The organism is Sphaerotilus montanus (genome assembly GCF_013410775.1).
GTDB lineage: Bacteria > Pseudomonadota > Gammaproteobacteria > Burkholderiales > Burkholderiaceae_C > Sphaerotilus > Sphaerotilus montanus.
The window spans coordinates 2,084,797-2,105,745 of record NZ_JACCFH010000001.1 but is presented as its reverse complement, the minus strand read 5'-3'; the positions used below and the strand labels follow the sequence as shown (position 1 = coordinate 2,105,745).

The 20,949-nt window shown below is 69.1% G+C and carries 15 protein-coding genes; 5 read left to right on the top strand and 10 right to left on the bottom strand.

The window, feature by feature from the left end:
- Positions 1-26: 26 nt before the first annotated feature.
- From BDD16_RS09555 to yajC, 4 genes are all read right to left on the bottom strand, one after another.
- A complete protein-coding gene (locus BDD16_RS09555) occupies positions 27-2,579 on the bottom strand; it encodes a DUF1631 family protein (protein WP_179633729.1) in 2,553 nt (850 codons plus the stop codon).
- An 81-nt stretch (positions 2,580-2,660) separates the two neighbouring features.
- Entirely contained in the window at positions 2,661-3,704 is a 1,044-nt protein-coding gene (secF, locus tag BDD16_RS09550; protein ID WP_179633728.1) for a protein translocase subunit SecF, read from the bottom strand.
- Between the two features lie 12 nt (positions 3,705-3,716).
- Positions 3,717-5,621: a protein translocase subunit SecD gene (gene secD / locus BDD16_RS09545; protein WP_179633727.1), complete on the bottom strand. Its 1,905-nt coding sequence runs from the start codon at positions 5,619-5,621 to the stop codon at positions 3,717-3,719.
- Positions 5,622-5,678: 57 nt separating this feature from the next.
- Positions 5,679-6,002, bottom strand: a complete 324-nt coding sequence (gene yajC / locus BDD16_RS22960) for a preprotein translocase subunit YajC (RefSeq protein ID WP_179633726.1) — start codon at positions 6,000-6,002, stop codon at positions 5,679-5,681.
- A 136-nt stretch (positions 6,003-6,138) separates the two neighbouring features.
- Between yajC and BDD16_RS09535 the strand changes: the two genes are divergently transcribed.
- A complete protein-coding gene (locus BDD16_RS09535; RefSeq protein WP_179633725.1) occupies positions 6,139-8,004 on the top strand; it encodes a putative bifunctional diguanylate cyclase/phosphodiesterase in 1,866 nt (621 codons plus the stop codon).
- Here BDD16_RS09535 and BDD16_RS09530 read toward each other — a convergent pair.
- Positions 7,919-9,988 carry an ATP-dependent helicase gene (locus BDD16_RS09530; protein WP_179633724.1) on the bottom strand — a complete coding sequence of 690 codons (2,070 nt, stop codon included), beginning with the start codon at positions 9,986-9,988 and terminating at the stop codon, positions 7,919-7,921. The genes BDD16_RS09535 and BDD16_RS09530 overlap by 86 nt on opposite strands.
- Before the next feature lie 80 nt (positions 9,989-10,068).
- Between BDD16_RS09530 and BDD16_RS09525 the strand changes: the two genes are divergently transcribed.
- On the top strand, positions 10,069-10,335 hold the full coding sequence (locus tag BDD16_RS09525) for a VF530 family protein (protein ID WP_179633723.1): 267 nt from the start codon (positions 10,069-10,071) through the stop codon (positions 10,333-10,335).
- Positions 10,336-10,386: 51 nt separating this feature from the next.
- On the opposite strand, the gene BDD16_RS09520 is transcribed toward BDD16_RS09525, so the two are convergent.
- Positions 10,387-11,553: a benzoate/H(+) symporter BenE family transporter gene (locus BDD16_RS09520; protein ID WP_179633722.1), complete on the bottom strand. Its 1,167-nt coding sequence runs from the start codon at positions 11,551-11,553 to the stop codon at positions 10,387-10,389.
- Between the two features lie 14 nt (positions 11,554-11,567).
- Positions 11,568-12,659: an aminoglycoside phosphotransferase family protein gene (locus BDD16_RS09515; protein WP_179633721.1), complete on the bottom strand. Its 1,092-nt coding sequence runs from the start codon at positions 12,657-12,659 to the stop codon at positions 11,568-11,570.
- Between the two features lie 63 nt (positions 12,660-12,722).
- On the opposite strand from BDD16_RS09515, the gene BDD16_RS09510 reads away from it, so the two are divergent.
- The 3 genes from BDD16_RS09510 to rsmA are packed head-to-tail and all read left to right on the top strand — an operon-like array spanning position 12,723 to position 17,366.
- Positions 12,723-15,176 carry an LPS-assembly protein LptD gene (locus BDD16_RS09510; protein WP_179633720.1) on the top strand — a complete coding sequence of 818 codons (2,454 nt, stop codon included), beginning with the start codon at positions 12,723-12,725 and terminating at the stop codon, positions 15,174-15,176.
- Positions 15,173-16,528: a peptidylprolyl isomerase gene (locus BDD16_RS09505; protein ID WP_246332506.1), complete on the top strand. Its 1,356-nt coding sequence runs from the start codon at positions 15,173-15,175 to the stop codon at positions 16,526-16,528. The genes BDD16_RS09510 and BDD16_RS09505 overlap by 4 nt, the downstream gene beginning before the upstream one ends.
- Positions 16,529-16,550: 22 nt before the next feature.
- Positions 16,551-17,366 (top strand): 16S rRNA (adenine(1518)-N(6)/adenine(1519)-N(6))-dimethyltransferase RsmA, encoded by an 816-nt coding sequence (gene rsmA / locus BDD16_RS09500; protein ID WP_179633719.1) that lies wholly within the window; start codon positions 16,551-16,553, stop codon positions 17,364-17,366.
- Positions 17,367-17,596: 230 nt separating this feature from the next.
- Here rsmA and BDD16_RS09495 read toward each other — a convergent pair whose 3' ends face one another.
- The 3 genes from BDD16_RS09495 to BDD16_RS09485 form a co-directional block, all read right to left on the bottom strand.
- Positions 17,597-17,992 (bottom strand): barstar family protein, encoded by a 396-nt coding sequence (locus BDD16_RS09495; protein WP_179633718.1) that lies wholly within the window; start codon positions 17,990-17,992, stop codon positions 17,597-17,599.
- 38 nt (positions 17,993-18,030) lie between these two features.
- Positions 18,031-18,432 carry a guanyl-specific ribonuclease gene (locus BDD16_RS09490; protein ID WP_179633717.1) on the bottom strand — a complete coding sequence of 134 codons (402 nt, stop codon included), beginning with the start codon at positions 18,430-18,432 and terminating at the stop codon, positions 18,031-18,033.
- A 194-nt stretch (positions 18,433-18,626) separates the two neighbouring features.
- On the bottom strand, positions 18,627-20,921 hold the full coding sequence (locus BDD16_RS09485) for an NADP-dependent malic enzyme (RefSeq protein ID WP_179633716.1): 2,295 nt from the start codon (positions 20,919-20,921) through the stop codon (positions 18,627-18,629).
- Positions 20,922-20,949: the final 28 nt, after the last annotated feature.

The window sequence follows — 20,949 nt, the reverse complement described above, 5'->3', positions numbered from 1 at the left end:
CATTGAGCCCCTGATCCAGCCACGAATCAGTGCAGCAGGCGTCCCGGATCGGCGTCGAGCTTGGCCAGCGCGTCGCGCGTGGCGCGCACGGTCAGCGATTCTTCTTCCACCGGCACCAGCAGCCCCGCTTGCAGGAAGGCCGCCAGGCGGTGTTTCTGGAACAGGATGCCGCGCCCCTGCGGGGACACGAACAGATTGAACTGCTTGCGTGAGCCTTGCCAGGCGAGCTGGACGTTGGCGACGGTGTCGCGGTAGTCCAGCCGGAACCAGCTGCCCACGCTCAGGTTGCCGCACCAGGCGACCATCGCCGGCGTGGGCATGGAGCCCCCCTCGGCGACCACCTCCAGATCCTTGGTCTCGTGGCCGGAGAGATCGCGCACCATCGACTCGTCGATCTCGATGTTGTCCACGTCCGGCAGCATGTCCTCCAGCGTCTCCAGCTGCATCATCAGCTCGTTGAGGCGCTCGGTCGGGATGGCGGCGGTGCGGGCCGAGAACGCCGCCTGCAGGGCATTGTTCAGCGCCTGGATGTACTCGTCCTGCCGCGGCACGGGCACACCGGCCGACACCATGCCCTCGCGCAGCTTCTTCAGCAGCGGCGACAGGCGGCGGATCGCCTCCGACCGCTCCTCGCGCGACACCTTGGCGCTCGCCAGCCAGATCAGGTCGGCAGCGGCCTTGCGCATCGCCTTGGTCGGCTCGCTGGCCTGCCCCGCCTTGACGGCGGTCGTCGCCAGCACATCGGCCCAGACGTGGAACAGGAACTCGCGCACCCCGTCGTGGACCGGCACCTCGTTGAGCATCTTGCGCAGCTCGATCGTGTACTGGATCGCCAGCGTCTCGCGCTGCTCGATCTGCTGGGCCAGCGACACACCCTTGCTCGCGGCCAGGTGCGCGGACTTGAAGTAGTCCTCCAGGAAGCGCTCGAACTCGGTCAGCACGGTCTGGAACACGCGCCGGCCGGTGTCGGGATAGGCCTCGACCACCTGCACGACCCGCTTGATCTCGCGCTCCATCGGCTCGCTCACGCCCGCGCTGCCCGCCTCGAAGCCCATGACGCAGGCGCCCATGCGGTCGATCAGCTTGCGCGCCGGGTGGTCGATCGTCGCAAAGAAGTCCGGCTCGGCGATGGCCACGCGCAGCACCGGCATCTGCAGCCGCGCAAACCACACCCGCACGGCGGCCGGGATGCGCTCTTCGGTCAGCAGACTCTGGAACATCAGCGCAACCACCTCGATGGTGGCGCGTTCGACCGGCGTGGTGGCCGCCTGCTTGAGGGCGGCCTTGCGCGCCTGCAGCTCCTGCAGCAGGCCGGGCGTGCTGACCGCCACCGACTGCGACAGCACCGGCACGTTGCCCTGGGCATCCGGCCCCGGCTCGAAGCGGTGCTGCACGGCGGCCTGCACCTCGTTGATCGCCGCACGCAGTCCCGGCGATGCAGGCGGGTGCGGCTGGGCGATGGTCGAGCTGTAGAAGTCCGGGACCTGCCGCGACACCAGCCGGTTCAGCCGCCCGAGCACGGCTTCGGCCTGCTCGATGCTGCGCAGCAGCCCGGGCGAGCGCGTCATCATGCGGGTCTCTTCCTGCACGTCGCCGCGGCCGGTCAGGCCGGCATCCCCGCCCCCGGCCGCTTTGCCCAGCCCGGCCATCACGGTGGGGGCGTACTGGTGGGCATTCTGGGGTGTCATGCCCTGGTAGCCCCCGGCGCCGGAGGCTGCATCGGCACGGGCCTGCAAGCTCGGCGGCGAAGGGAAGCGCTCGCCAGAAGCAGCAACCGGCGCACCAGGAACAACGGAGCCGCCACCACCACCACTGCCGCCACCGGATCCGCCTGCAGATGCGCGCATCCCACCCGTCGAGTGGCTGCCGCCGCCAGCGCCACCGCCGCCCGCCACGGGCGCAACCGGCGGCGGTCCGGCATCCCGGCTGCGCCGGATGAACTGGCGCAGGTTGACTTCCGGACACACCCCCTGGCCGATCAGCCAGCGGTTGGTCTCGTGGTAGGCCTCATGGACCAGCCCGGCAAACTCTTCGTGCAGCGGGGCCTGCACCAGACGCCAGTGCTCGACCGACAGTCCGGCGGTGCGCCAGCTGTCCACGGCGGCGCGTGCCAGCGCGTGCGGACGGAGGATGTCCTGCGGCTCCATCTCGTCGCGGCGGTCCAGCGCCGACATGCGGTAGCGCAGGTCGGAGAACTCCCAGCTCGCCTTGTCCATCATGGCCAGGGCCATGCGCGACACCAGGATCTCCAGATCGATCGTCGAGTCATCGACCAGCGCCAGGTCACCCACCTGCGTGGCGACGGGCCGGGAGCCGTGCGCAGGGTTCGGACGGCCGGCCAGCACCGCGGCCAGCTGCGCCACGAACAGCTGCTGCCAGTTGCCGGCCTGACGCGGCAGATCGACCAGCAGGTCACGGCGCTTGAGCATGAGGTCGGGAGGACCGACCTGCGTGCACTGCTCGCGCAGCCGGTCGATGACCGCGCGCACCGTGCGGTTCAGGCTTCTGGAAACCTGATCGCAGTAGAGGCGGCGGGCCTGCGCAGCAAGAACCGAGGACGGGGCAGCAGCGGAGGCCATGGGTGTCGAGCCGGAGTCCGTGCGAACGGATCAGAAGATGAAAGAACCGCCTACTCTACACCAGCCAAATGCGCGCGGGCGTCAGACCACTGCGCCTGAATTCGGATCGTTCGGATCCTGGTCCTTGCGGACGTTGCCGATCAGATCCTCACGCTTGACACCCAGCCACATCGCGATGGCCGCGGCCACGAACACCGACGAGTAGATGCCGAACAGGATGCCGATCGTCAGCGCCAGGGCGAAGTAGTGCAGCGTCGGGCCGCCGAACAGCAGCATCGACAGCACCATCATCTGCGTCGAGCCGTGCGTGATGATCGTGCGGCTCATCGTGCTGGTGATGGCGTGGTCGATGACCTCGGACGTCGTCATCTTGCGGAACTTGCGGAAGGCCTCGCGGATCCGGTCGAAGATCACCACCGACTCGTTGACCGAGTAGCCCAGCACCGCCAGCACCGCCGCCAGCACCGCCAGCGAGAACTCCCACTGGAAGAAGGCAAAGAAGCCCAGGATGATGATCACGTCGTGCAGGTTGGCGATGATCGCGGCGACCGCGAACTTCCACTCGAAGCGCACGGCCAGATAGATCATGATGCCGGCGACCACGAAGGCCAGCGCCTTGAGCCCGTCCTCGGCGAGCTCCTTGCCGACCTGCGGGCCGACGAACTCGCTGCGGGTCAGCTTGAGCGGCTCGGTGGCGGTGGCGCCGGAGCCGGCCTCGCAGGCCTGGCGGCTGATGGTCTCGCCCTTGGGCGTGGTGGTCTGCACCGGCTTGAGCAGGCCACCCTCGGCGGCACAGAGCTGCGCGTAGACGCGGCCCACCACCTCGGACTGCTTGACATCGCCCCGCAGCGGCAGGCGGATCAGCACGTCGCGCGAGGTGCCGAACTTCTGCACCTGCACCTCGCCGAAGTTCATCGCCTCGACGGTCGAGCGCACCTTGGCGATGTCGGCGCTCTGGGCGTACTCGGTCTCGATGACCGTGCCGCCCGTGAACTCGATCGACAGGTGCAACCCGCGCGTGAACAGGAAGAACACCGCCAGCGCGAAGGTGACGAAGGAGATGACGTTGAACACCAGCGCATGCCGCATGAACGGGATGTCGCGCCGGAAACGGAAGAATTCCATGGCGGGCTCCTGTCAGGCCTTGGGGGTGGTGACGGCGGTCGTGGTCGGCGAGGAACCCGGCACGGACGCCGGCTTCCAGACCTGACCGATCGAGACGCCCTGCAGCTTCTTCTTGCGGCCGTACCAGAGATTGACCAGCCCGCGCGAGAAGAACACGGCCGAGAACATCGAGGTCAGGATGCCCAGGCAATGCACCACCGCGAAGCCGCGCACCGGCCCCGAGCCGAAGGCCAGCAGCGCCACGCCGGCGATCAGCGTCGTCACGTTCGAGTCCAGGATGGTGGCGAAGGCCCGCTCGTAGCCGAGGTGGATGGCCATCTGCGGCGAGGTGCCGCTGCGCAGTTCCTCGCGCACGCGCTCGTTGATCAGCACGTTGGCGTCGATCGCCATGCCCAGCACCAGCGCGATGGCGGCGATGCCCGGCAGCGTGAGCGTGGCCTGCAGCATCGACAGGATGGCCACCAGCAGCAGCAGGTTCACGCCCAGTGCCAGCGTCGAGAACACGCCGAACAGCATGTAGTAGGCGGACATGAAGATGGCGATGGCGATGAAGCCGTACAGCACGCTGTCAAAGCCCTTGGTGATGTTCTCGGCGCCCAGGCTCGGGCCGATCAGGCGCTCCTCGATGATCTCCATCGGCGCAGCCAGGGAGCCGGCACGCAGCAGCAGCGCGGTGTCGGCCGACTCCATCGGCGTCATCGAGCCCGAGATCTGCACGCGGCCCCCACCGATTTCCGAACGGATCACCGGCGCGGTCACGACCTCGCCCTTGCCCTTCTCGAACAGCAGGATGGCCATGCGCTTGCCGATGCTCTCGCGCGTCACGTCGCGGAAGATGCGCGAGCCGCGGGCATCGAGCGTCAGGTGGACGGCGGGCTGCTGGGTGTCGTCGAAACCGGCCTGCGCGTCGGTGAGGTTCTCGCCCGTCAGCACCACCTGGCGCTTGACGATGATGGGCACGCCGCCGCGCTCCAGGAACTTCTCGGTGCCGAAGGGCACGGGGCCGCTGCCGGTCAGCGCGGCCTGCGCCTCGGCGCTGTCGTCGACCATGCGCACTTCGAGTGTCGCCGTGCGGCCGATGATGTCCTTGGCCTTGGCCACGTCCTGCACGCCGGGCAGCTGCACGACCACGCGGTCGGTGCCCTGCTGCTGGATCACCGGCTCGGACACGCCGAGTTCGTTGATCCGGTTGTGCAGGGTGTTGATGTTCTGCGTCAGCGCCTGCTGGCCGACGTTGCGCACCGCCTCGGGCTTGATGCGGCCGGTCAGCTTGAGCTCGGCCGGGTCGGTGCCTTCGGTCCAGGCCACGTCCGCCTGGGCGTCGGTCAGCGCCAGGCGCGCCTTGTCGAGCGTCTCGCGGTCGCGCAGGCGGACCTCGATGCTGTCGCCGGCGCGGTTGATGCCGCTGTGGCGGATCGACTTGTCGCGCAGCAGCGTGCGCACGTCGCTGGTCAGCGACTCGGTCTTCTTGGTCAGCGCCGCGGCCATGTCGACCTGCATCAGGAAGTGCACGCCGCCGCGCAGGTCCAGACCCAGGTACATCGGCAGCGCGTGCAGGCTGGTCAGCCACTGCGGCGAGCGCGAGACCAGGTTCAGCGCGACGATGTACGACGGGTCGGCCGGATCGGGATTGAGCGCCTTGACGATCGCGTCACGCGCCTTGAGCTGCGCGTCGGTGTCGGCCAGACGGGCCCGCACCGACAGCCCTTCGAGCTGGACGAAGTCCGGCTGGAGCCCGGCCGCCTTGACCGCCTGCTCCACGCGCGAAACCATGCCCGCGTCGATCTTGACCGTGGCCCGGGCGCTGGAGACCTGCACGGCAGGCGCCTCGCCGAAGAAGTTGGGCAGGGTGTACAGCAGCCCCACCACCACGGCGATGCCGAGGATCAGGTACTTCCACCAGGGATAGCGATTCATCGTGCTGACCGGCCTGGGACAGGCGCGCTCTCTATTGTGGGTGAGCCAGAGGGCAGATTACTTGATCGTGCCCTTGGGCAGGACCTGGACCACCGCGCTGCGCTGGAGCTGCACGACCACGTTGCCGGCGATCTCGACGGACACGTACTGCTCGTCGACCTTGGTGATGCGGCCCAGCAGACCACCACCGGTGACGACCTCGTCGCCCTTGCCGAGCGCGTCGATCATGGCCTTGTGCTCCTTCTGCTTCTTCATCTGGGGGCGGATCATGATGAAGTACAGCACCACGAACATCAGCACCAGCGGCAGCATCTGCGTCAGGGATGACATGCCACCGGCTGCGGCGCCTGCGGTCTGTGCGTAGGCATTGGAAATGAACACGTTCGAACTCCTCGACGGGGAAGGACAGGGTTGTCGGATGAGACAAAGCGTTGGATTGTAGGGCCCCCGCACATGGCCCGTCCCTGGGCAGCCCGGGCGGGGATCAAGCCCGCCCGCACCACTCCGATAAGGTGGCATGGTTTCCTTCCCCCTGCCCTCCGCGAGTGGACCGACAGCGTACCGCGGCACGCTGCCCGTCCTGGATGCCGTGCACGGCGGTCCGTGCCCGCCAACGCGGGTGCTGCTGCAGGTCAGCCGCCCCTGGCGGGCGATGCTGGCGGGCGCCCTGCTGGACCGCGGGCTGCAACCGGTGCTGCCGGGAGAGCACGGGCAGGCGCCTGCCGATGTCGTGGTGCGGGAGTTCGGCCCGCCACGCGGCGCGAACCGCCAGCACGCGGCCGACCTGCGTGCAGACCCGGGCAGCGGAGCGCCCATGGTCGCCTGGCTCTCGCCACAACCCGGGGACGACACCACCGTGCTGCGCCACCGCGCGCTCGACGCCGGCGCCGTGTCGCTGGTCCGCGCCAGCGCGCATCCGGACGAGCTGGTCCGCGTCGTCGGCCACCTGGGCCGGCTGCGCGCCGGGCCCGCCGCTGCGGAGGACATCGCCGCGACGCTGCACGCCCCGCTGACCCGCGTGCTGCAGCACGCCAGTGCCAGCGCGCAGGTCGGCGCGCTGGTGCTGCTGGGTCTGGAGCGCTTCGACGAGGTCGTGCTGACCCTGGGCGCCGACCTGCGTGCGCCGCTCCAGCAGGCGATCGAACACCGGCTGCAGGTGGCGCTGGTGGCCATCGAGGCACGCCACGCCGGTCGTCTGCGGGCCCAGTTGACCCGCTGCGACGACGGGCTGGCCGTGATCATCGTGCCCCTGGCGCGGTCCGCCGACGCCGAGGCCCTGGCCTGCGAACTCCTGCAGCGACTCGACGACCCGGTCGATCTGGGCGACCACCGCCTCGTCGTGGGGGGCCATGCGGGAGTGGCCGTGTTTCCGCACGACGGCCACCAGCCCGAGGTGCTGATCCGGCACGCCACGCTGGCCCGGCACGAGGCCAGGCGCCAGGGCCGCAACGGCTGTGTCGTCTATGGCTCGGCGCTGGGCCGTGGCGCGATGCGCCGGCTGCAGCTGGAAGGAGCGCTGCGCCGGGCGCTGGCGCAATCGAGCTTCGAGCTGCATTTCCAGCCACAGGCCGATCTGCACACCGGCGCGCTCACGGGCGCCGAGGCCCTGCTGCGCTGGCGCGACCGCGACCTCGGCCGGATCGAGCCGGTCGAGTTCATCGCGCTCGCCGAAGACACCGGCCTCATCACCCGGATCGGCACCTGGGTGCTGGAGAACACCTGCCACCAGATCCGGCGCTGGCGCGACCAGGGGCTGGACGTGCCGCGCATCGCGATCAACGTCTCGCGGCTGGAGATCGCCCAGCCCGACTTCGTCTCCGGCGTGCTCAGGACACTGGTCGACCACGGCCTGCCCGGCGGCACGCTCACGCTGGAGCTGACCGAGCCGGCGCTGATGCACGACGTCGAGCGGCTCGGCCAGCGCCTGCAGGCGCTGCGCGCGGCAGGGGTGCGCATCGCGGTGGACGACTTCGGCAGCGGCTACTCCTCGCTGGCCAGACTGAGCCGGCTGCCGCTGGACGAGCTGAAGATCGACCGGGTCTTCCTGGCCACGCTGCAGGGCAACGGCGCCAAGGTCGCTGCCGCCGTGATCGGTCTGGGGCACACGCTGGGGCTGCGGGTGGTGGCGGAGGGGGTCGAGCGCGAGGACCAGCTCGACTTCCTGCGCCGCCACGGCTGCGATGAGTTCCAGGGCCACCTGCTGTCGCACCCGCTGGATGCCGCCACGATGGGACGGCTGCTGGGCCAGGCGCGCATCCAGCACCGGCTGGTCATGGACACGGCATCGGCGCCATCACTCAGGCCGGTGGCTTGCCCGCTTGCGCCGCCCGCGCCGCAAATGCCGCCCGCTGTGCCGCGATCCGGTCGCGCGGGTTTTCCTTGATGACCCGCTCGTCCAGCTTCATCTCGCCGATGAAGCGGCTCGGAAAGGCGCGCTTGATCTCGCGCCCGCGCTTCTGCCGCAGGAGCGTGCTGACCAGCAGCGTGCGCCGGGCGCGGGTGATGCCGACGTACATCAGGCGGCGCTCTTCCTCCAGCCGCTCGGCGGTCATGTCTTCCTCGTCGCGCTTGAAGGGCAGCGTGCCCTCGTTGACGCCGACCAGCACGACGTGCGGCCACTCCAGCCCCTTGCTGGCGTGCAGCGTGGACAGGGTGACCATGTTCTGGTCCTGGTCGCCACGCTCGGCCAGGCTCAGGATCACGCTGATCGACTGCGCCACATCGAGCACGCTCTTCTTCTCGGTCTCGACCGTCATGCCGCCATCGTTGTCGATCTCGCCGCCGCAGCGCTTGGCTACCCAGTCGATGAAGTCGATCACGTTCGACCAGCGCGCGGCCGCGACCTTGGGGTTCTCCTCGTTGTCCAGCAGGTGCTGCTCGTAGCCGATGTCGGTGAGCCACTCCAGCAGCATCGGCCTGGCCGCTTCGGCGCCGACGGTGTGGCGAGCGCGGTATTCGAGGTCGTTCACATAGCGGCCGAACTCATGCAGCGAGCCAATCGCCTTGGCACTCAGCGCCGTGCCGAGCGACTCCTGAAACAGCGCCTCGAACAGACTCACGCGCCATTTGCCGGAAAAGTCGCTCAAGGCCGCCAGCGTCGTGTGGCCGATGCCGCGCTTCGGGGTCGTCACGGCGCGCAGGAAAGCGGGATCGTCGTCCTGGTTCACCAGCAGCCGCAGCCAGCCGCACAGGTCCTTGATCTCGGCGCGGTCGAAGAAGCTCTGTCCGCCGGAGACCTTGTAGGGAATCTGGGCCTTGCGCAGCGCCTCTTCAAGCTTGCGGCTCTGGTGGTTGGCGCGGTAGAGGATGGCGAAATCCTTCCACTCGGTGATGCCGGTGTATTCGCCCGTGGTGTTGGCGCGGATGGCCATGATCCGGGTCACGGCGCGCTCGGCCTCGTGCTCTTCCTGGTCGGATTCGACCACCTTCACCGGCTCGCCCTCGCCCAAGTCGCTCCACAGTTTCTTCTGGAAGATCTTGGGATTCAGCGCGATGACGTTGTTGGCAGCGGTCAGGATGGCGCTGGTGGAGCGGTAGTTCTGCTCCAGCGGGATCACCTTGAGGTTCGGATAGTCCAGCGGCAGGCGCTTGAGGTTCTCGATTGTCGCGCCGCGCCAGCCGTAGATGCTCTGGTCGTCGTCGCCCACGGCGGTGAAGATGCCGTCCTGGCCGACCAGCGCCTTGAGCAGGTCATATTGGGTCGCGTTGGTGTCCTGGTATTCGTCGACGAGCACGTGGCGCAGCTTGCGCTGCCACTTCAGGCGGGTGTCCTCGTCGGTCTGCAGCAGCTTGAGCGGCAGGCTGATCAGGTCGTCGAAATCCACCGCCGAATACGCCAGCAGCCGCTCCTCGTAGAGCTTCATCACCCGGGCGGCGATGCGCTCGTCGTCGTCCTGGGCGGCGGCCTCGGCCTGCTCGGGCGTGAGGCCGTTGTTCTTCCACAGGCTGATGGTCCACTGCCAGCTGCGGGCGAGCTTGGCGTCCGTCGTGCCGCCCGCGTCCCGCAGCACGCCGAGCACGTCGTCCGCGTCCAGGATCGAGAACTTCGGCTTCAGCCCGAGCCGCTCGCCATCCTCGCGCAGCAGGCGCACGCCGAGCGAGTGGAAGGTGGCGATCAGCAGATCCTTCGCCGCCCGCGCGCCCACCAGCGCCCGCGCCCGCTCGCGCATTTCCTGCGCGGCCTTGTTGGTGAAGGTGATGGCGCCGATCTGCGACGGCGCGATGCCCTCCTGCAGCAGCCGCGCGATCTTGTGCGTAATCACCCGCGTCTTGCCGGAGCCGGCACCGGCCAGCACGAGGCAGGGGCTGTGCAGGTGGTAGACGGCCTGGAGCTGGGCGGGGTTGAGGGTGGAAGGGGCTTCGGCCATGAGGGTCGCGCGGGGAACGCGGAATGGAGCAAGCGGGGGCGGATGATAGCGAGGCAGGCCATCCGGGCAGAATCCCGCCAATGCAAGATCCCGCTGCGCCTCCCCCTCCGCCGCCTACCCAGCCCCGCAACCCGCTCCACGGCCTGACCCTGGAACACATCGTCACCACACTGGCCGACCACTACGGCTGGGACGGGCTGAACGAGCGCGTGCCAGCGCGCTGCTTCGCCAGCAACCCGAGCGTCAAGTCGAGCCTGAAGTTCCTGCGGCAGACGCCGTGGGCGCGGGAGAAGGTGGAGGGGCTCTATCTCTATCTGCAGCGGGAGTTGCGGCGGACGGGGCGGTGAGGTGGTGAGGTGGTGGGTGGGTTCCCGCTTTCGCGGGAATGACGGGGACGGTCAGCGGCGTGGGGTGGTGATCGCCACGCAGACGGCCCCCGCCACCACGCCCCAGAACGCCGAGCCGATCCCCGCCATCGACAGCCCGCTGAGCGTGACGAGAAAGGTCACCAGCGCCGGCTCTCTCCAGCGCAGGTCGGCCATGGCCACGCCGAGTCCGCCGCCGATCGTGCCCAGCAGCGCAAAGCCCGCCACCGCCAGCACCAGCGCCTTCGGAAACGCACCGATCAGCCCGGCCACGGCGCCCGCGGCCAGCCCGACGCCCAGGTAGAAGACCCCCGCCATCACCGCCGAAGGCCAGCGGCGCGCCGGGTCTTCGTGCGCCTCGCGGCTCATGCAGATGGAGGCGGTGATCGCCGCGAGGTTGAGCGCATAGCCGCCGAAGGGGGCCAGCAGCAGCGTGGTCAGACCCGTCGTGGCAATGACCGGAGAGACGGGCGTGTCGTAGCCAGCGGCACGCTGGGCAGCGACACCGGGCAGGTTCTGCGACGCCATCGTCACGACGAACAGCGGCAGCGCCACGCCGAACAGGCCGCGCAAGGTGAACTCGGGCGTGGTCCAGACGGGTGTGCCGAGCCGCCAGTCCACCGTGTCCAGGTGCATCCGCCCCAGCGCCCAGGCCACGCCCAGCCCCACCGCCAGCACCCCCGGCACCGCGTAACGCGGCCAGAAGCGGCGGCCGAACAGGTAGGCCAGGAACATCGCGCCGACCAGCCCCGGATCGCCCGGCATCGCGCCAAACGCGTCCAGCGCAAAGCGCGCCAGCACGCCGCCCAGCAGCCCGGCCGCCAGCGGCTGCGGAATCCGGTCCATCACACGGGCGAACAGGCCCGTCATGCCCGACAGCGTGATCAGCAGCGCGCTGACGATGAACCCGCCGATCGCCTCGGGCATCGTCACGCCTGCTGCCGCGCTCACCAGCATCGCCGCGCCGGGCGTCGCCCAGGCGGTGAGCACCGGGCGGCGGTACCAGACGCTCAGGCCGATGCTGGTCAGGCCGGTGCCGACGCAGATCGACCAGATCCACGACGTGACCTGCGCCGGGGTCGCACCCAGCGCCTGCGCGGCCTGGAAGACGACCACGATCGAGCTGGTCACGCCGACCAGCATCGCCACGAAGCCGGCAACGACGGCAGACAGCGACAGGTCGCGCTGGAAGCTACGCATGGGGGTACGCCTGCTCAGAACGTGTAGCCCGTCTTGACCTCGACGTTCTCCAGCGCTTCCAGCAGCCGCGACAGCGGACGCAGCACCGAGTAGCGCGAGGCGACGTGGTGGGCGTTGCGCCAGACGAGCGGGAGGTCCTTCAGATAGCCGTCCTTGCCGTCGCGGTGGTAGAGCCGCGAGAAGATGCCGAGCACCTTCAGGTGGCGCTGCAGGCCCATCCATTCGTAGTCGCGCCAGAAGGTACCGAAGTCGTCCGACACCGGCAGACCGGCCTTGCGGGCGCGCTCCCAGTAGCGCACGGCCCAGTCGATCTGGATGGATTCGTCCCACTCGATGTAGGCATCGCGCAGCAGCGAGACCACGTCATACGTCACCGGCCCCCACACCGCGTCCTGGAAATCGAGCACGCCAGGGGTGGCCGGATCGGCGCCGACCATCAGGTTGCGGCTGTGGAAATCGCGGTGCACCAGCACGCAGGGCTGCGCCTCGCAGACGCGGGTGATGGTCTGCAGCGCCTCTTCGAGCACCTGCTGCTGCGTGCTGTCGAGGGTGAACTGGCGGTGGCGGCCGATGTACCACTCGGGGAAGAGGTCCAGCTCGCGGCGCAGCAGCGCGGCGTCGTAGGCGGGCACCTGGCCCTGGGCGGGGATCTGCTGCAGGCGCACCAGCGTGTCGAGCGCGCCGCGGTAATGCGCGTCCGCGACCTTCAGACCGGCGGCGGTACCGAAGTCCTGCGCCTGCAGCTCGGCCAGCAGCGTGCGCTCGCCCAGGTCGGACAGCAGCAGGAAGCCCTGCGCCTCGTCCCAGGCCAGCACCTCGGGCGCGTTCAGCCCACCCTGGCGCAGCAGGCCGGCGATCTGCACGAAGGGCCGGCAGTCCTCGCGGTCGGGCGGCGCGTCCATGACGATGCGCGCCGCCTCGCCGCGGGCGCTGTCGATGCGGAAATAGCGGCGGAAGCTCGCGTCGGCGCTGGCCGGACGCAGGCTCTCGGCAAGCAGTCCGTGGGCTTCGGCCTGCGTGGCCAGCCAGGTGTCGAACGCGGCACGGCGCTGGTCGTCGGGCCAGTGGATGGAGGTCGGAGCGTCAGCAGGGGTCACGGGGGCCATCTCGGAGCATGAAATAATCAATCGATTCTAGCGAGGCGCCCCAGGGCGACCGAACCGCCTTCCGTGCCGAACACCCCCGTCCTTGCCGACTTCTGCGCCCCCACCGCCCGCCGCCGCCTGCGCCGGACCGCGCAGCGCGTGCTGGCGCTGATCGCGGCGCTGACACCGCTGGCCGCTGCGGCGCAGTCCTGCCGCATCAGTGCCCCCGAATGGGCCACCCAGGGTCTGAGCCTGCCGCTGGTCGACGCCAGCGCCGTGGACGATGACCGCATCCACCTCGAAGCCGACCGACTCAGCGGCCAGACCGGCGAGACGCTGGTCGCCGACGGCCGCGCCCGGCTGCAGCGCGGCCTGCTGAGCCTGCAGGCGGAGCACATGGAATACCGCCAGCGCGAGGACCGGGTGCAGGCCACCGGCCAGGTGCTGCTGGCCCGCGGCGACGACCGCTACCAGGGCAGCGAACTGTCACTGAACACCGAGCACCAGGAGGGCTATTTCCTGGAGCCGCGTTTCTACCTCGGCCGCACCCAGGCCGGCGGGCGCGCCGAGCGGGTCGACTTCATCGGCAGGAACCGGCTGGTGGTGCGTGGCGCCGCCTACAGCAGCTGCGCGCTGGTCGATGGCGAGACCGCCCCATGGGTGCTGACCACCCGCCGCGTCCGGCTCGACTTCGACGCCAACGAGGGCCTGGCCGAAGGCGCCGTGCTGCGCTTCTACGGCGTGCCGATCCTGGCGGCACCGGTGCTGAGTTTCCCGGTGACGGAGGACCGCAAGTCGGGCTGGCTGCCGCCGCTGATCACCACGTCGAGCAACGCCGGCTTCGGCCTGTCGGTGCCCTACTACTGGAACATCGCGCCGGACCTGGACGCCACCCTGACGCCGACGGTCCTGTCCAAGCGCGGCGCGGGGCTGGAGTCCGAGTTCCGCTACCTGCGCCCGCACTGGCGCGGCGAGATCAACGGCTTCTGGCTGCCGCGCGACCTGACGGCCGGGCGCGACCGCTGGGCCACCCGCTGGACCCAGCAGGGCGACCTGCCCGACGACGTGCACTACGAGTGGCACCTGCTGCGGGTCTCCGACGACAACTACTGGAAGGACGGCCTGCGCGGCGCCGAATCGCTCACCCCGCGCCTGCTGGCCAGCACGGCCCAGGCACAGCAGCGTCGCCTGCTGCAGGTGGCCGGTCTGGGCGAGGTCGAGCAGCACCTCTACGCGCGTCTGCAGCAGTGGCAGGTGCTGCAGGACACCGATCCGAGCACGCAGATCGCCCCGCCCTACCAGCGCACGCCGCAGATCGGCGCGCTGTGGAGCAACCGCGGCGGGCCGCTGCAGTGGTCGCTGCAGACCGAGTTCAACCGCTTCACCAACACCGACCCCACCCGCATCGCCGGCAGCCGGCTGCATGCGCTGGGCCAGGTGGCACTGCCGCTGGGCAACGAAGGCTGGCGGCTGACCCCCCGCGCCAGCTTCAACGCCGCTGGCTACGATGTGGACCGGCCCCTGAGCGATGGCCGCACCCGCGCCGGGCGGGTGATCCCGAGCGTCAGCGTCGACAGCGCCTGGTCGCTCGACCGCGAGACGCGCGCCTTCGGCCGCGACCTGACGCAGACGCTGGAGCCCCGGCTGCTCTACGCCTACACGCCCTGGCGCGACCAGTCGGCGCTGCCCGACTTCGACAGCGCGGCGCTGGACTTCAACGCCACGACGGTGTTCTCGGAGAACGTCTTCTCCGGCATCGACCGCGTCTCCGACGCCAACCAGCTCACCGGCGGCCTGACCACGCGCTACCTCGACCGCCACAGCGGCGCCGAACTCGCGCGGCTGGGCATCGCGCAGCGCTACCGCCTCAGCGACCAGCGCATCACCGCCGACGGCGTGTCGGCCACGAGCCGCTTCTCGGACGTGCTGGTGCAGGGGTCGCTCATGGCCATCCCGCACTGGACCCTGGACAGCTCGCTGCAGTTCAACACCGACTCCGACCGGGTCGAGCGCACCATCACCAGCGTGCGCTATTCGCCCGGGCCGCTGCGCACCCTCTACGCCAGCCACCGCCGCAACCGCGGCGTCAGCGAGCAGCTGGCCCTCGGCTGGCAATGGCCGATCGACGGACTGCTCGCGCCGGTGAGCCGCCTGGTGGGCAACGGCACCGCCAAGGCCAATGGCCCGGCGCGCAGCAGCACCTCGTCCTGCGACGGCCGCCTCTACGGCGTCGGCGCGCTCGACTACAGCCTCAAGGACCGGCGCATCAGCGGCGCCATCGTCGGCTTCGAATACGATGCGGGCTGCTGGATCGGCCGCGTGGTCGCCCGGCGCCAGTCCACCAGCCTGCAGGCGTCCTCGACGCAGCTGATGCTGCAGCTGGAACTGGTCGGCCTGTCCCGGCTCAATGCGGGCTCCAACCCGCTGGCGGTCTTGAAGGACAATATCCCCGGCTACCAGCTGCTGCGCGACCCCCGGGCCGCGGCTGCCACGGCCGACCACCCCACCGCCACCGGCGGCGACACCGACACCCCATGACCGAGCTGCAGACCCTGTCCCCCGACGCGCTTGCCGCGATGACACCACGCCGCCGGCAGACGCTGGCCGTGCTGCTGCTGGCGGCCAGCCTGCTGTGCGCGCCGCTCGACGGTTTCGCCCAGGCGGCACGGCGCAGCGGCGACTACATCGTCGCGGTGGTCAACCAGGAACTCGTCACCAACAGCGAGGTGCTGCAGCGCCTGCAGCGCACCGAACAGGAAGCCACCCGCAGCAATACCCGGTTGCCGGACCGCGACACGCTGGTGCGCGAGCTGCTCGACCAGCTGATCGACGAACGTGCCCAGCTCGGCGCAGCGCGCGATGGCGGCGTGCGCGCGGAGGAAGCCGACATCGACCGCGCCGTCACCAACATCGCCGCGCAGAACCAGATCACCGTGGCGCAGCTGCGCGAGCGTCTGCGCACCGAGGGCATGGAGTTCGCCCGCTTCCGCAACAACCTGCGCGACCAGATCCTGCTGGAACGCATCCGCGAGCGCGAGGTGCAGAGCCGCATCCGCATCACCGATGCCGACATCGAGTCCTGGCTTGCCCAGCAGCGCGAGAAAAACGGGGCCGCCACCGAATACAACATCGCGCAGATCCTGCTGTCGGTGCCGGAAAACGCTGCGCCGGCCCTCGTCACGCAGCGCCGCCAGCAGGGCGTGGCCCTGCTGCAGCGGCTGCGCTCGGGCGAAGACTTCGCGACGCTGGTGCGCGAGGCATCGGACGCGACCAAGGAGCGCGGCGGCGAGATGGGTCTGCGCCGGGCCGACAAGCTGCCGGATTCGTTCGTCGAGGCGGTCAGTCCGCTGCGTGCAGGCGAGGTGGCACCGCAGGTGCTGCGCTCGGGTGCGGGCTTCCATGTGCTCAAGCTGGTCGAACGCCGCGAAGCCGCCCTGACGGTGTCGCAGCAGCACGCGCGCCACATCCTGCTGCGTGTCGGCCCGAAGCTGCCCCAGGAGGCCGCCGTCCGCCGTCTGGCCGGCTACAAGCGCCAGATCGAGGCCGGTACCGCCAGGTTCGAAGACCTGGCCCGCCAGCAGTCGGAGGACGGCAGCGCAGCCAATGGCGGCGACCTCGGCTGGGCCTCGCCGGGCCAGTTCGTGCCGGAGTTCGAGCAGGCCCTGTCGACGCTGCGGCCGGGCTCGATCGCCGAGCCGGTCGTCTCGCGCTTCGGCGTGCACCTGATCCAGCTGCTGGAGCGGCGTGAGCAGCGCCTGGAACCACGCGAACAGCGCGAGATGGCCCGCGCCGCGCTGCGCGAACAGAAGGCCGAAGACGCCTACGCCGACTGGGCCCGCGAGGTGCGTGCCCGCGCCTATGTCGAGCTGCGCGACCCGCCCGGCCAGTGACCTTTCCACGAGTCCCTCCCCTTTGAAACACATTCCCCGCAAGCGCTTCGGCCAGCATTTCCTCACCGACGGCGCCGTGCTGTCGGCCATCGTGCGGGCCATCGATCCGCGACCCGGCGAGGCCGTGGTCGAGATCGGCCCGGGCATGGGGGCGATGACCGATCCGATCGTCGAACGCTGCGAGCACCTGACGGTGGTCGAACTCGACCGCGACCTCGCCGCCCGGCTGCGCAAGCGCCCCGAGCTGACGGTGATCGAATCCGACGTGCTGAAGGTCGATTTCCGCGAAGTCGCCCGCCTGGCACGGGCCACCTACGGCGAGGCCCACAAGCTGCGCGTGGTCGGCAACCTGCCCTACAACATCTCCAGCCCGATCCTGTTCCACCTGCTCGACTTCGTCGACGTGGTGCAGGACCAGCACTTCATGCTGCAGAAGGAAGTGGTGGACCGCATGGCCGCCTCGCCCGGCCGGAAGGACTTCGGCCGGCTGTCGGTGATGCTGCAGTGGCGCTATGACATCGAGTCGCTGATCGATGTGCCGCCGGAGTGTTTCGATCCGCCGCCGCGGGTGGATTCGGCCGTCGTGCGCATGACACCGCTGCGCCATCCGCCTGCGGTGGACGTGGCGCTGCTGGGCGAACTGGTGGCGGTGGCGTTCTCGCAGCGCCGCAAGATGCTGCGCAACACGCTGGGCCACTGGCTGCACGAACGCTGTGGCGACGAGGTGCCGGCGTTCGATCTGCAGCGCCGCGCCGAAGAAGTGCCGGTGGCCGACTACGTGGCGCTGGTGACTGCCGTGGGCCAGCGCGACGCAGCGCAAAAGGCGAAGGCCCCATGAAACAAGCCCGCACGGGGCGGGCTTGTCATGGGCGTCATCAGGGACGCCGTGGCGTGCAGTCTGCTGTCGTCATGCGGCCGCGAGGGCCGACGTGTCGAATGCACTGCTCATCACCGGCATGTGCGGCGCAAAAGCAGGCGCAGCGTTCTTGCTCGGTTTCGGTGGCGGCTTCACAGGTTCCGCCGGGGCTCCATCAGCCCGCTCCCATTGCCCTTGGTCCTGGGAGCGGGCTACTGAAAAGAATAGAAACATCGGAAGGGTATCTTCCGTTCTCCCCAGTAATCGGATGCATCGCGGAACACGTCGAGCAGCTGCTCGCGGGCCTCGCGGTCGAACTTGGCGTTGTCCGGCAACTGCTCCAGCACCACGACGAAGCCTGCCTGCGCACCGGACTTGTTGACCAGATCGGTCATGCAGTCGTAGAGCGCGTCGAGGTTCTTGCCGAAGTGGGCCGGGAACAGGAACGCCTTGGCAATCGACTCCAGCACTTCCGGCTTGGAAGACGCTTCGGCCAGATTGGCGTAGAGAAAGTGGTGGCCCAGGTCCTGGGCCGCCGACATGAGGTCGTCCACTCGGAAGGCCCGGATGGCCTGCACGATGTTCGGACGCACGGTCTGCATAAGCATGGTGGATGGTCCCTTAGGGCTCTCGATCCTCGTCGAAGTCACGGTGCGATGCGGCGAAAGCTCGCGTAGTGGTCTTGCGTGTAGAAACAAACATCCGGGGTCGTCGGCTCCCGTCCACCGCAGATGATGCGCCGCGCTCCCCGGTCGCGCGATCCTGCAGTCGGGACGGTATATTCTCTGTAGTATCCTCGGGTCTCCCGCGGCAGATGCCGCTCCCGGTTGCCGAACACCGAGCCGTCCTTGCTCGGGTATCGGAACGGGCCTCCGGACAGGATCCGGCGGTGCGTGTCGGCGGTTTCCGGTGGCAATTCGGACAACCTGACGGCCCCGCTCTGCAGCCCGACCGTTTCGGATTCGCCCCGGGCCTGCACCAGATCCGGCGTACCGAGCCAAGTGCCCAGTACGACAGCGCCCAGCACAACAGCCTTGGTGGCGGCCAAGACGAGCCGCCTGCTCGTCACCCTGACCAGATCTACCACGGGTTTTCCTGAATTCTGAAGGGGGCGATGGTACCGAATCAGGGCGCCAAGCTCAAGCGTTTGCCTCAATTTTCAGCAGAAGAACAGGGGCATCCGCGCAAGTAAGCGGGTGCAAACTCCTTCTGGAAGCCCTGTTCTGCCGAGTTGGACCGTCCTCAGCGGACGGCGTTCGCGTCCGCCACCGTCAGCGCCGTCATGTTGACAATCCGACGCACCGTGGCCGACGGCGTCAGCACATGCACCGGTTTGGCCGCGCCCAGCAGCACCGGGCCGATGGCGATGCCGCCGCCAGCGGTCGTCTTCAGCAGGTTGTAGCTGATGTTGGCCGCGTCGATGTTAGGCAGCACCAGCAGATTGGCCTCGCCCTGCAGCGTGCAGCGCGGCATCAGCTCGGCGCGGTAAGTCGGGTCGAGTGCCGTGTCGCCGTGCATCTCGCCATCCACCTCCAGCCACGGCGCCTGTTCGCGCAGCAGCGCCAGCGTCTGGCGCATCTTCACCGCCGAGGGCTGGTTGCTCGATCCGAAGTTCGAGTGCGACAGCAGCGCCGCCTTGGGCTGCAGGCCGAAGCGGCGCATTTCCTCGGCCGCCAGGATCGTGATCTCGCAGAGCTGCTCGGCGGTCGGGTCGTAATTGACATGGGTATCGACGAGGAAGATCTGGCGGCCCGGCAGCACCAGTCCGTTCATGCAGGCATACGTGTTGACACCCTTGCGGCGGCCGATGACCTGGTCGATGTACTGCAGGTGGTACGACGTGGAACTCCAGGTGCCGCAGATCATGCCGTCCACCTCGCCGGTGTGCAGCAGCATCGAGGCGATCAGCGTCATGCGCCGGCGCATCTCGATCTTGGCGAGCTGCTCGGTGACCCCCTGGCGGTCGGTCATCGCGTGGTACATCTCCCAGAAGCGGCGGTAGCGGGCGTCGTCGTCGATGTTGACGATCTCGTAGTCGCGGCCCTCTTCCAGACGCAGGCCAAGCTTGTCGATGCGGGTGCGGATGACATTGCCGCGGCCGACCAGCACCGGAAACGCCAGGCCTTCGTCCACGACCACCTGCACCGCGCGCAGCACACGGCGGTCTTCGCCCTCGGCATAGGCGACACGGCGGGCCTTGGCGCGCTTGGCCACGGCGTAGATCGGCTTCATCACGGTGCCGGCGGCGTAGACGAAGGCGCGCAGCTTCTCGCGGTAGGCGTCCATGTCGGCGATCGGGCGGGTCGCGACACCGGAGTCCATGCCGGCCTGGGCCACGGCCGGCGCGATCTGGATCATCAGGCGCGGGTCGAACGGCTTCGGGATCAGGTATTCAGGCCCGAACGACAGCGTGGCGCCGCCGTAGGCCGCCGCCACCACGTCGTTCTGCTCCGCCTGCGCCAGTTCGGCGATGGCGCGCACCGCGGCGATCTCCATCTCGTCGGTGATCGTCGTCGCACCGCAGTCGAGCGCGCCACGGAAGATGTAGGGGAAACACAGGACGTTGTTGACCTGGTTCGGGTAATCGGTGCGGCCGGTGGCCATGATGGCGTCGTCGCGCACCGCCTTGACCTGCTCCGGCATGATTTCCGGGGTCGGATTGGCCAGCGCGAAGATGATCGGCCGTTCGGCCATCGTCGCCACCATGTCGGGCTTGAGCACGCCGCCCGCCGACAGGCCCAGGAAGATGTCTGCGCCCGCGATGGCTTCGCGCAGCGTGCGCTGCTCGGTCACCTGCGCGAACTCGGCCTTGTCCGGGTCCATCAGCTCGGTGCGGCCCTGGTAGACGACCCCCACGAGGTCCGTCACCCAGATGTTCTCGCGCGGCAGGCCCAGCTTGACCAGCAGATTCAGGCAGGCCAGCGCGGCCGCTCCCGCGCCCGAGGACACCAGCTTGACCTGCGTGATGTCCTTGCCCAGCACCTTCAGGCCGTTGAGCAGCGCTGCACCCACGACGATGGCCGTGCCGTGCTGGTCGTCGTGGAACACGGGGATCTTCATGCGCTCGCGCAGCTTGCGCTCGACGTAGAAGCAGTCCGGTGCCTTGATGTCCTCGAGGTTGATGCCACCGAAGGTCGGTTCCAGCGACGCGATGATGTCCACCAGCTTGTCGAGGTCGTTCTCGGCGATCTCCAGGTCGAACACGTCGATGCCGGCGAACTTCTTGAACAGGACGGCCTTGCCCTCCATCACCGGCTTGGCGGCCAGCGGACCGATGTTGCCCAGACCGAGCACCGCGGTGCCGTTGGTCACCACGGCGACCAGGTTGCCGCGCGAGGTGTAGCGGAAAGCGTTGGCCGGATCGTCCACGATCTCCTCGCAGGCCGCGGCCACCCCCGGTGAATACGCCAGCGCCAGATCGCGCTGGTTCACCAGCTGCTTGGTCGCGGCGATGGCGATCTTGCCCGGCGTCGGAAACTCGTGGTATTCGAGTGCCGCACGGCGCAGTTCGGCTTGTTTCTGTTCGGATGTGGTCATGGAGCGGGTTCGGCTGAAGGCGCAGGAG

Excerpts from the sequence above, each read along its gene's own strand:
- BDD16_RS09505 (WP_246332506.1), top strand. The coding sequence starts at position 15,173 with ATGACCGAGCTGCAGACCCTGTCCCCCGACGCGCTTGCCGCGATGACA.
- BDD16_RS09535 (WP_179633725.1), top strand. The coding sequence starts at position 6,139 with ATGGTTTCCTTCCCCCTGCCCTCCGCGAGTGGACCGACAGCGTACCGC.
- BDD16_RS09515 (WP_179633721.1), bottom strand. The coding sequence starts at position 12,659 with ATGGCCCCCGTGACCCCTGCTGACGCTCCGACCTCCATCCACTGGCCC.
- BDD16_RS09530 (WP_179633724.1), bottom strand. The coding sequence starts at position 9,988 with ATGGCCGAAGCCCCTTCCACCCTCAACCCCGCCCAGCTCCAGGCCGTC.
- BDD16_RS09485 (WP_179633716.1), bottom strand. The coding sequence starts at position 20,921 with ATGACCACATCCGAACAGAAACAAGCCGAACTGCGCCGTGCGGCACTC.
- secD (WP_179633727.1), bottom strand. The coding sequence starts at position 5,621 with ATGAATCGCTATCCCTGGTGGAAGTACCTGATCCTCGGCATCGCCGTG.
- BDD16_RS09520 (WP_179633722.1), bottom strand. The coding sequence starts at position 11,553 with ATGCGTAGCTTCCAGCGCGACCTGTCGCTGTCTGCCGTCGTTGCCGGC.
- BDD16_RS09495 (WP_179633718.1), bottom strand. The coding sequence starts at position 17,992 with ATGCTTATGCAGACCGTGCGTCCGAACATCGTGCAGGCCATCCGGGCC.
- BDD16_RS09555 (WP_179633729.1), bottom strand. The coding sequence starts at position 2,579 with ATGGCCTCCGCTGCTGCCCCGTCCTCGGTTCTTGCTGCGCAGGCCCGC.
- BDD16_RS09525 (WP_179633723.1), top strand. The coding sequence starts at position 10,069 with ATGCAAGATCCCGCTGCGCCTCCCCCTCCGCCGCCTACCCAGCCCCGC.
- secF (WP_179633728.1), bottom strand. The coding sequence starts at position 3,704 with ATGGAATTCTTCCGTTTCCGGCGCGACATCCCGTTCATGCGGCATGCG.